This is a genomic window from Marseilla massiliensis (assembly GCF_016899955.1).
In the GTDB taxonomy this organism is placed as follows: Bacteria; Bacteroidota; Bacteroidia; order Bacteroidales; family Bacteroidaceae; genus Prevotella; species Prevotella intestinigallinarum.
Map to the genome: position 1 here is coordinate 105,009 of NZ_JACJJL010000012.1, position 10,909 is coordinate 115,917.

Genomic DNA, 10,909 nt, shown 5'->3' on the forward strand with positions numbered 1-10,909 from the left:
AATTCCGCCAACGAATAAAAAAATGGAATACATTCCTAAAATAAAATATTATTATGATTAAACGATTTAACTTAGTGTTATGTATGCTTGGGGCGAGCCTGATTGCGCCAGCGGTCATGGCAACTACGCCAAGAAAAGCAGACGTAGGCATAACGGCGACCCAGACGGGGATTACAGTAAAGGGCAACGTCTCTGACGCGGCAGGCCCGTTAATCGGCGTATCAGTGAAGGTGGTAGGAACATCAAAGGGTGTTATTACCGACCTTGACGGTAACTTTACTTTACAGTGCAACGCCGGTGACGAGCTTGAGATTTCTTACGTAGGATACAAATCCGTACGTGTGAAGGCTCAGAACATTTTGAAAATCAAACTTGAGCAAAGCTCGGAGACGCTGGACGAAGTGGTTGTTACCGCACTTGGCATAAAGCGTGACCGCAAGGCTCTCGGCTATGGCCTGTCCGAAATAAAAGGCGCCGAACTGACCAAAGCAAAGGAGACCAATGTCATAAACTCGCTTGCCGGTAAGGTGGCAGGTCTTGTTGTCAGCAATACGGCGGGTGGCGCAGCCGGATCAACGAGAGTCATGCTCCGCGGTACGACCGAACTGACGGGCAACAACCAGCCTCTTTACGTAATTGACGGCGTACCCTTGGACAACACCAACTTCGGAAGTGCCGGCGAGCAGGGAGGTTACGACCTTGGTGACGGTATATCTGCCATCAACCCTGACGATATAGAGACGATGACCGTGCTTAAAGGCCCGGCCGCTTCCGCCCTCTACGGTTCACGTGCGTCGCACGGTGTAATTCTCATCACCACGAAAAAGGCTGGCAAGGAGAAGGTTTCTGTTGAGTATAACGGCTCGCTGACCATCGACACGCAGCTCGCGAAGTGGGACGACGTGCAGGAGATATACGGTATGGGCGACAACGGGCAGTACCAGCTTGACGCCTCGTCGGGTACGAACTCGAGCTGGGGCGTGAAGGCGGACATGATAGACAAGACCTATTTTGACGGCTCTGTGCGTCCGTTCCTCATGTATCCGAATAACACATCTTCATTCTTCCGCACCGGTCTTACAGCCCAGAATACAGCTATATTGAGTGTCAACACAGGCAAGACGGGTATCCGCTTCTCTTTTACCGATATGCGTAACAAGGACATCCTTCCCAATTCACACATGAGCCGTGACAATTTCAACCTGCGCGTTACAACCTCCGCAGGCCCTGTAGATTTCGACTTTACGGCCAACTATGTGCGTGAGAACGTGAAGAACCGTCCGGCACTCTCCACCTCACAAAGTAACGTGGGCAAGAACCTCATGACCTTGGCGGGTACATATAATGTTGAATGGCTCAAGAACTACCAGAATGCAGACGGCACTTATGCCAACTGGAATGGTAACGACCAGTATAACATAAACCCGTATTGGGACCTCTACAAGAACAACAACACATCTGCGAAAGACGTGTTCCGCTTGACAGCGAAAGCCATTTACAACGTGAACAAGCATTTGAAAATCCAGGGAACGATTGGTACGGACATCAACAACATGAACTTCGATGAGTTCATCGCCCGCACCACCCCGGGTGTTCTTTCCGGTAAGCTCACAAACTCGATTTTCAATAACCGGACACTGAATGCGGAAATTCTTGCCCTCTATAACAACAACTGGGGCAACTTCGATTTCAATGCCACTGTGGGCGGGAACATATTTAAGGTGGACAACAAGACGACCGTCATCACCGGCACTGAACAGCAGATGGACGACGTGGTGTCAATCATGAATTATGCGGAGCAGAACGTGCAGCCGGCCACTTACAAGAAGCAGATAAACTCCCTTTATGCAAGTGCAAGCCTTGGCTATCTCTCTACATACTATCTTGAAGGAACTGTCCGCGGCGACCGTTCATCCACGCTTCCGGCGGCAAACAACACATATATTTATCCTTCTGTATCAGGAAGCATAATATTTTCTAACTTTTTCAAGAACCATAAAATATTAAGTTTTGGTAAAGTACGTGCTTCATGGGCGAAAGTAGGTTCAGACACTGACCCGTATCAGCTCTCTCTGATCTATTCGACAGGTAAATATAAATATCCAGGTTATACCATAGGTATGATAAATAATAACACACAACCGAACAGTAACCTTAAGCCGACAATGACCAGTTCTTACGAACTCGGCCTTGAGCTTAAGTTCTTCAACGGGCGCTTAGGAGTTGACTTTACATACTATGACCAGATTTCAACGGATCAGATTATAGCACTTGCTTCTTCTTCGGCTTCCGGGTATCCCAACCGTCTTGTCAATGCCGGAAAGATTCAGAACAAGGGTATCGAGTTAGCCGTCAACGGCCGTGTGCTCCAAGTCAAGGATTTTGCATGGGACGCAGGTATCAACTTCTCAAAGAACTCGAACAAAGTTCTCGCTCTTGTCGAAGGCATGGATTACCTCCAGCTGGCTGACGCGAGCTGGGCCGGTGTCTCGGTGGGTGCTGAGGTAGGAAAGAACTACGGCTCTATTCTCGGTACAGATTTCAAGCGCAATGAGAATGGTGACATCCTCATAGACAAGAATACGGGTCTTCCCCTTTATGACGAGAATCTCAAGACTCTCGGCAACTCCACTTGGGACTGGACCGGTGGCTTCTACACGACTTTCACTTACAAAAACTTCCATCTTACTGCTGCATTCGATGTGAAAGTGGGAGCTGATCTCTATTCATTCTCGATGCGTTCAGCCTACCTCACGGGTAAGGCCAATGGCACGCTCGCAGGGCGTGAAGAGTGGTACCGCTCGGAAGAGGCCCGTAAGGCTGCCGGCATGACAGAGGCAGAGTGGCGTGCAGCCGGCAAGTGTGAGGGACTTATTGTAGACGGCGTGATAGACAACGGCGACGGCACATACAGCAAGAACACATACCCCGTGAACCCGCAGAACTATTGGAAGAGCGTTGCCGAAAAGGCTCCTGCATTGTTCATCTACGACAATTCTTACATCAAGTGCCGCGAAATCACGTTCGGATACACTTTCCCCGAAAAGATGTTGGGCAAGTTCGTAAAGTCACTCTCTGTCTCGTTCGTTGCTCGCAACCCGTTCATTGTATGGAAGAACATACCGAACATCGATCCTGACTCTAACTATAACACATCAGGCATGGGACTTGAGTACGGCTCGCTCCCGTCACGCCGTAGCTACGGTTTTAATGTAAATGTGAAATTCTAATAGACATTGTGATTATGAAAAAACATATTTTTAATATAGCATCGTTCATGATGCTTCTGACGCTTGTCGTGGGGCTTTCTTCTTGCTCGGACTCTTATCTGGAGGATGTCAACACCGACGATTCAAAGGCGGAAACCATCGCCCCGAACGCACAGCTCACCACGACTCTGCTGCAAACATACGGCGACTTTTCACTGATGGACACTTACCGCAGTTACATCACCGGCTTTACGCAGTATTATGCCGGAGGATGGAATGTTTCCAACTATGCCGGAGCGGTTTATCCGAAAGACTCGGAGATGACTTATCCGTGGAACCGTTATTATCAGATAAGCATAAAGAACCTTGTAGATGCCATCCATCGCACTGGAGATATGCCGAACACCAATGCCGCGCTGCGCATCCACCGTGCTTACATGATGGCCGTACTCTCTGACATCTATGGCGACATTCCTTGCACGGAGGCGGGAATGTCGTTCATCGACGGCAATGCCACACCGAAGTACGATACACAGGAAGAAGTCTACGACTTCATTTTCTCTGAGCTAAAAGCGTGTGCCGAGCAACTCGGTACGGGCACTGACGCTATCGCCGGAGATGTCACTTCTTTAGGAGGCGATCCGGAAGCATGGAAGAGGTATGCCAATACTCTTCGCCTGCGTTATGCAATGCGTATTTCCGATGTCGCCCCGGAAAGAGCACGTACCGAATTTGAGTCTGCATTAAATGCTGACGGCGGCATTATCTCATCGGCCGACGAAGATGCTTACATAAAATACATCGATGCTCCGTTCACGCTTTATGACGGCGCCTCCGACCTTGATTTCAGGGCCAACGCACTTAGCGAGATGATATACGGGCAAGATCCGCAGTCACCTTCGTTTGTCTGCTCCACCTTATTTAATTATATGAAAAAGATGCACGACCCGCGTCTTTACCGCATCGCCCGGTGCTATATCCACACCACACGCAGCCAGACAGATACGTCAGGCAACTTTGACGTTACCGACGAGGTGCTGGCTTGGGGCGAGCGCGGAGGTGAAGGTATCGTTCCGTGCAATGTAGGCGACGCCTGGTGGAGCGAGTGGGTGAGTGCCCCTGCCAACAGCGACATTCCCACCTTGGATTCACTTGCAACGCTTTATCCTGACAAAGGATATGACAAGAACAACTATCCGGCTCGTATGATTAGGCCTACCATAGCTGTAGCATTCTGCAACGCCGACTGTCCCGGCATTCTCATAACCTCTGCCGAAGTTGAATTCCTGCTTGCCGAAGCCGCTTCAAAAGGCTGGAATGTCCAAGGCGACGCAGAAAGCCATTATAAAGCAGGCATTCGCGCATCAATGCAGATGCTTAACAACTACTACGATATTGTCTCAAAGATTTCCGACGAAGAGATAGAGGAATACATAGAGGAAAACCCGTTAGGCGATAATCCTCGCGAGTCGATCAACACCCAAGCTTGGATCCTTCATCTTACAAATCCAAACGAAGGCTGGGCGAACCTCCGCCGTTCAGACTATCCTGCGTTGGCTGACCGTACTTTGCTTCCTGTCCGCGGCGACTTCCCGCACGAAGACCCGAATATGCAAACACCTGTACGCTTGCGCTATCCGCTGCTTGAGGGTAGGTACAACATCGTAAATTACGAGGAAGCTGTTGACCGTTTGGGTGGAACCGACGATTGGCACACCCGTGTATGGTGGGATGTCAACGAACAGCATTTCATGGACATTGAAAAGTTTAGCGAATCAATTGAATAATAGATTAACAGATTGAATAAAAATGAAAAAGACATTATATAAATTGATAACGGCAATAGTTGTTCTCTCAATGGGAATGCTTTGCTCCTGTTCAGAAGATAACGAAGGGTTTATCTCGGCTACCGAGGATGATTTCCCGCAAATACTCCTTCCGTGGTTCGGCGATTGGGAGAACGGTGAGCCGGCTGTTTACAAGACTATTTCCCGCGATGCGGAATTGATTGATTCAACCGTAGTGACTCCTGCCCTCTACACCACTGTCGAGTGGTTCATTGACGACGAAAAAGTATGTGAGGGAACTAAGATTCAGCTTGCGCCGCTTTATGCCGGAGAATATATCTTAAAGATTGTCGCTACCACGACGAAGGGGAAACAAACGTCCAGAATGGGTAAGCTTGTCGTTTTGCCGCTTGATGGCGACCCGACTCCCACTGATGCTGCAAGCGACCGTCTGGTTGTTCCGGGAATGCAGGCGAAGTTACACGGCACAAATATGGACAAAGTGGTGAAAATAACCATAGGTAATAAGGAGGCTGCTGCCACTTTTGTTTCCAATAACGGCAATGACTATATTGAATACACCGTGCCAAGCGACCTCGCTCTCGGCATTTACCGCATAACTCTTACAGATAGCGACGGCAATGTTTATGGCGGCGATAAAATTGAAGTCAGCGATGAACTTCCAGTCTCGGAAGAAACAACTCTTTGGGAAGGCTCGTTCGATGTAACATGGGATACGCCGTTCACTGCCCTCCAGACGCAGTTTAAGGATTTGGTACAGAGCGGCGATATAGTCCGTGCGTATGTTACCGGTGATGGACAGGGCACTATGACTACCGCTTGGTGGAATAACATTCTTACAGGAAAAGGAGATCCCGAGCGTGGTGATATTACGATTAACGGTTCCATGGTTCTGGAGTTTGCGCTTACCGACTACTCAATAGAGCTGATGAACGAACAAGACGGAGCCATTTTTGTTGGTGATGGTTATACCATTACTAAGATCACTAAGGAATAATACAGCGCCGTTTTGTTAGATTTGTCATATTCTATTTCTATGTGTGATTACAAGCCGTTGCCGATTATGAAGTGCAACGGCTTGCTTTTCTCGCGTATGTTGATTACAAATTGAAAATCATGAGAAAAATTCTTTTCTTTTTTTTAATGTTAGGTGCGCTGACCTCAAGTGCTGCCGACAACGATGATATTGAGTCAATGGTGGAAACGCTTTTGAGCAAGATGACCCTTGAAGAGAAAATCCGCCTAAGCTACGCACAGTCAAAATTCTCAAGTCCGGGTGTGGCGCGTTTAGGCGTCCCTGAACTTTATTGCAGCGACGGTCCTCATGGTGTGCGTATGGAAATCTGCTGGAACAGCTGGGACCATGCCGACTGGACCAATGATTCGTGTACGGCTTTTCCCGCCCTGACTTGTCTTGCTGCCACATGGCAACCTGAGTTGGCTTACCTTTACGGGCGGATGGTAGGTGAAGAGGCCCGTTACCGCAAAAAAAATGTTTTGTTGGGTCCCGGCGTGAACCTGTACCGCACGCCACTTAACGGACGCAACTTTGAATATATGGGCGAAGACCCGTATCTTACTTCGCGGATGTGTGTGCCTTATATACAAGGGCTTCAATCCAATGGCGTGGCTTGTTGCTTAAAACATTACGCGCTTAACGAGCAGGAAACCTTCCGCGACCATGTGGATGTGCGGGTTTCCGACCGTGCCTTATACGAACTTTACCTGCGCCCGTTCCATGCAGCGGTAGTTGAAGGAGGTGCGTGGAGCGTGATGGGCAGTTACAATCAATATCTCAATCAGCACGCAACTCATAACGCCCGCTTGATTAACGATATCCTTAAGAAAGAGTGGGGATTTGACGGAGCGGTGATTACTGACTGGGGAGCAGCGCATAACACGGATGAAGCCATTTTTAATGGCCTCGACCTTGAATTTGGCAGTTTCACTGATGGCCTTTCCACTGAAGCTCCGATAAACTCGTATGATGACTACTATCTTGGAAGAGCTTATCTTGAGAAATGCCGCAGGGGCGAAGTGCCTGATTCGATAATCAATGACAAGGCCCGGCGTATGCTCCGCCTTATAGTGCGCACGGCCATGTCCGGCAATCACGGCTTTGGTTCAATGAACACTCGCGAGCACGTAGCCGCCGCCCGTAAAATCGCGCAGGAAGGCATAGTGCTGTTGAAGAACAACGGCATTCTTCCTCTTGTACCCAAGGACAATATGAAAATTTTGGTGGTGGGCGAAAATGCCACTCGCAGCTTATGTGCGGGCGGAGGTTCAAGCGAGCTAAAGCCGCGCGACGAGGTGTCGCCACTGCGTGGCATCAAGGAGCGGTTTGGCGACAAATGCACCATTGAGTATGCGAAAGGCTATGCTTCCGGACGCACGATGTATGGCAAAGTAGATGTTTTGCCACAAGTTCTTTATGATTCACTCCGAAATGAAGCCGTTGAAAAAGCAAAAACTGCTGATTACGTCATCTATGTCGGTGGCCTGAACAAAAATCATAATCAAGACTGCGAGGGCGGTGACCGCGAATCTTATCAACTTCCTTTCGGGCAGGACAGGCTCATTACGGAATTGCTTGCAGCCAACAGCAACACTGTATTGGTGATCGTGAGCGGAAACGCATACGACATGCCTTGGCTTGACAAGGCGCAGGCATTGGTCCAGTCTTGGTATCTTGGAAGCGAAGCCGGACACGCTTTGGCTGACATTATTTCAGGAGACGTGTGCCCATCCGGGAAACTTCCGTTTTCATTTGCTTACAAACTCAATGATTATCCAGCCCACAAGATTGGTGCAGTAGGTTATCCCGGGGTGTCGCCTGACAAGTTGCCTCAGCCTTTTGGCGGTGAAGAGGGGAAACCGTTGAATTCCGCCCGGTTGCTGAAAGCTGCCGTGAATGGCTGGAAAGGTATTGACTTCTGTGCTTTGCCCGGGGATGGGACAAAGAAGGATGAAACGGAAATATATGGCGAAGACATCCTTTTGGGCTATCGCTGGTTTGACTATTTCAAAACGAAGGTGCGCTTCCCCTTTGGCTTCGGCTTGAGTTATACCACATTCAGTTACGGTAAACCGACGATTAACGGGCGCACTGTATCGGTGCCGGTGCGTAACAGCGGAAATGTGGCTGGGCAGGAAGTAGTGCAATTCTATGTCGGTGACGACAAGGCCTCGGTAATCCGCCCAGTAATGGAACTCAGGCATTTCGAGAAAGTCGCGCTTGAGCCGGGAGAGACAAAACAGGTCTCCTATACTATTGGCGACGATGATTTGAAATATTTCGATGAAGAAAGGCATGAATGGGTGGCAGAACGTGGTTCTTTCACTGTTTATGTCGGAGCATCGGCAGCTGACATTCGTGGCAAGGTGAAATATAACTACTAATCGCACAGCTAATGAAACCTATCAAAACTTTATTTGTTGCCATGACTTGTATGTCCATGACTGCGTGCAGCTCACCGACATTGGAGCAGCGTGTAGATCAGCTTTATGACGGCATGAGCCGTGCAGAACGAGTGGCTCAGCTGAGAAGCATTTACATATCGGCGTTGCTTACGCCGGAAGGTAAAATTGACGAGGCGAAATGCAAAGAACTGATTCCCGACGGCATCGGACATATATCCCAATTCGCCATGGATTTGGGAATGTCGCCCGATGAGCAGCGCGACAGGGTAGCCCGGTTGCAGAAATGGCTTATTGAAAACACGCCTAATCATATTCCGGCTCTCGTTCATGAGGAAGCACTCTCCGGGGTGAACGCCTTGGATGCCACTGTTTATCCCCAGCAAATCGGTATGGCGTGTACATGGAACACGGAGCTGGCAGAAAAGAAAGCCCGGCTTTCGGCCACGGCATTGCGTGCCATAGGCGGAACGCTCGCCCTCTCCCCGATGGTGGATGTGGTCCGCGACCCATCGTTCAACCGTCTGGAGGAATCTTACGGAGAAGATGGCTATTTATCGGCGGCAATGGGAGTCGCCTTTGTAAACGGCATTCAGCACAGAGGAAATCTGCATGAAGGTGTCGCTGCCTGCACAAAACATTTCCTTGGCTATGGCGGTGGGGCTGACGCTCCCGAAACAGAGCTTATGGAGGATATTCTGCTGCCTCACGAAGCTATCATCCGTCTGGTGGGCAGCCAGGTGGTGATGACCGGCTACCATACGTTTAACGGTACTAAATGTGTGGCTAACAAGTGGCTTCAACAGGATTTGTTGCGCAAGTATGTGGGGTTCAATGGACTCATTGTCAGTGATTACGGTTCTATTCCACAGATTGACGAGGCTCTTTCGCCATTAGAGTTGTGCGTTGCGGCGATGAATGCCGGCAACGAAGTGGATTTCCCTACGGGAGACATCTATGCTAATATTCCTGAAGCGTTGGAGAAAGGCCTTATCAGTGAAGACGTGTTGGAAAAGGCCGTCAAGCACGTGCTGATGTTAAAGGCAAAGCTCGGTTTGCTCGACAATACCGCGCGTCTATACAGCAATGGACACATAGAGTTTGACACTGACGAAGAGCGTGCCACATCCTATCGGCTTGCCACTCAATCCATCGTATTGTTGAAGAACGGCAATATAGAGGGTGATGATAAACCCATTCTGCCGCTTACAGCCGAAACGCTTTCAAGGCTTGGAGGCCGCGTGTTCCTGACAGGTCCTAATGCAAATTCAATGTGGGCACTTGCCGGCGACTATACATTCCAAGCCATGCGTTATTTTTGGAAAGGTAAAGAGGAAAGTCCTTTGCATCCCAAATATGTGTTTTTGAAAGAAGGCATGGAGCAAAAGATGCCCCAAGGAGGTTCGCTGCTCTATTCGCGCGGGTGCGACTGGACTGACGTGCCGGAAACTGTGATGGAAAAAGGTGGCGACCCAAGGGTGGCTGAACAAAAGATAATCGACAACCGTATGGTAGACAGCCATGAACCGGCTGATTGGGATGAAGCGCTGCGGATGGCTCGCCAGTGTGACGTAATCATTGCGGCGATGGGTGAAAACGTGATGCTTAGTGGGGAAAACCGCGACCGTACCAAACTCACACTCCCCGGACGGCAGGAAGAATATGTAAATGCGCTTGTCGCTACGGGTAAGCCGGTGGTACTTATCGCGTTTGGCGGACGGGCGCAGGTAATCAGCGGCTTGGCAAAGAAATGTGCTGCCGTACTTCAAGCGTGGTATCCAGGTGAGGAAGGAGGCAATGCGGTAGCCGATATCCTTTTCGGAAATGTGTCGCCGTCAGGCAAGCTCTGTGTCAGCTATCCTGCCGTTGAAATTCATGAACCGGTTTGTTATAATTATGGTTTGGAGAAAGACCATCGCATTGCATGGCCGTTCGGTTACGGCTTGAGCTACGCTTCTTTTAAATATGGCAATATGCAAATGGACAGGGAAGTGCCGACTGACACCGAATCGTTCAATCTCAGTGTCGATGTAAAGAATACGGGCAATGTGGATGCAGATGAAGTGGTACAGATTTATGTTTCTCCAATCGACAGTGCGTCACGGTTGAAGCCTATCCAACTTCAAGGTTTTGCACGGATAAGCCTCAAGGCCGGGGAAAAACAGACAGTAAGGTTCAGGCTTTTCCCTGAGCAGTTGGGATATTTTGAAGGTGGACACTGGAATATTGCCCCCGGACGTTACAGGGTCAAGGTGGCCACGTCATCGCAGGACATACGACAAGAGCAAGAAATTGTACTCACGGGAAAGCGCCACGTAAAAAAACTGCGCGAACATTATCTGTCAGAAGTGGTGAAACAATAATAATTGATAATATGAACATTCAAAAACTATTTTAACGTGAATTCGACGAATTCAAAACAAAGCAAGCTGTGTGTCAAATGTACGTTGTACATTGATACACGGCTTTTTT

Annotated in this window: 5 protein-coding genes; all 5 read left to right on the top strand. The window is 49.2% G+C overall.

Going from position 1 to position 10,909, the window contains the following annotated elements:
- Window positions 1-53 precede the first annotated feature (53 nt).
- The 5 genes from H6B30_RS08685 (at window position 54) to H6B30_RS08705 (ending at window position 10,800) form a co-directional block, all read left to right on the top strand.
- On the top strand, window positions 54-3,230 hold the full coding sequence (locus H6B30_RS08685) for a SusC/RagA family TonB-linked outer membrane protein (protein ID WP_205109629.1): 3,177 nt from the start codon (window positions 54-56) through the stop codon (window positions 3,228-3,230).
- A 14-nt stretch (window positions 3,231-3,244) separates the two neighbouring features.
- Window positions 3,245-4,996: a SusD/RagB family nutrient-binding outer membrane lipoprotein gene (locus tag H6B30_RS08690; protein WP_239483771.1), complete on the top strand. Its 1,752-nt coding sequence runs from the start codon at window positions 3,245-3,247 to the stop codon at window positions 4,994-4,996.
- A gap of 22 nt (window positions 4,997-5,018) precedes the next feature.
- Entirely contained in the window at window positions 5,019-6,014 is a 996-nt protein-coding gene (locus H6B30_RS08695) for a hypothetical protein (protein WP_205109631.1), read from the top strand.
- Between the two features lie 119 nt (window positions 6,015-6,133).
- Window positions 6,134-8,419 (top strand): glycoside hydrolase family 3 C-terminal domain-containing protein, encoded by a 2,286-nt coding sequence (locus H6B30_RS08700; RefSeq protein WP_439116964.1) that lies wholly within the window; start codon window positions 6,134-6,136, stop codon window positions 8,417-8,419.
- Between the two features lie 11 nt (window positions 8,420-8,430).
- Window positions 8,431-10,800: a glycoside hydrolase family 3 N-terminal domain-containing protein gene (locus tag H6B30_RS08705; protein WP_205109633.1), complete on the top strand. Its 2,370-nt coding sequence runs from the start codon at window positions 8,431-8,433 to the stop codon at window positions 10,798-10,800.
- The last annotated feature ends 109 nt before the right edge of the window (window positions 10,801-10,909 follow it).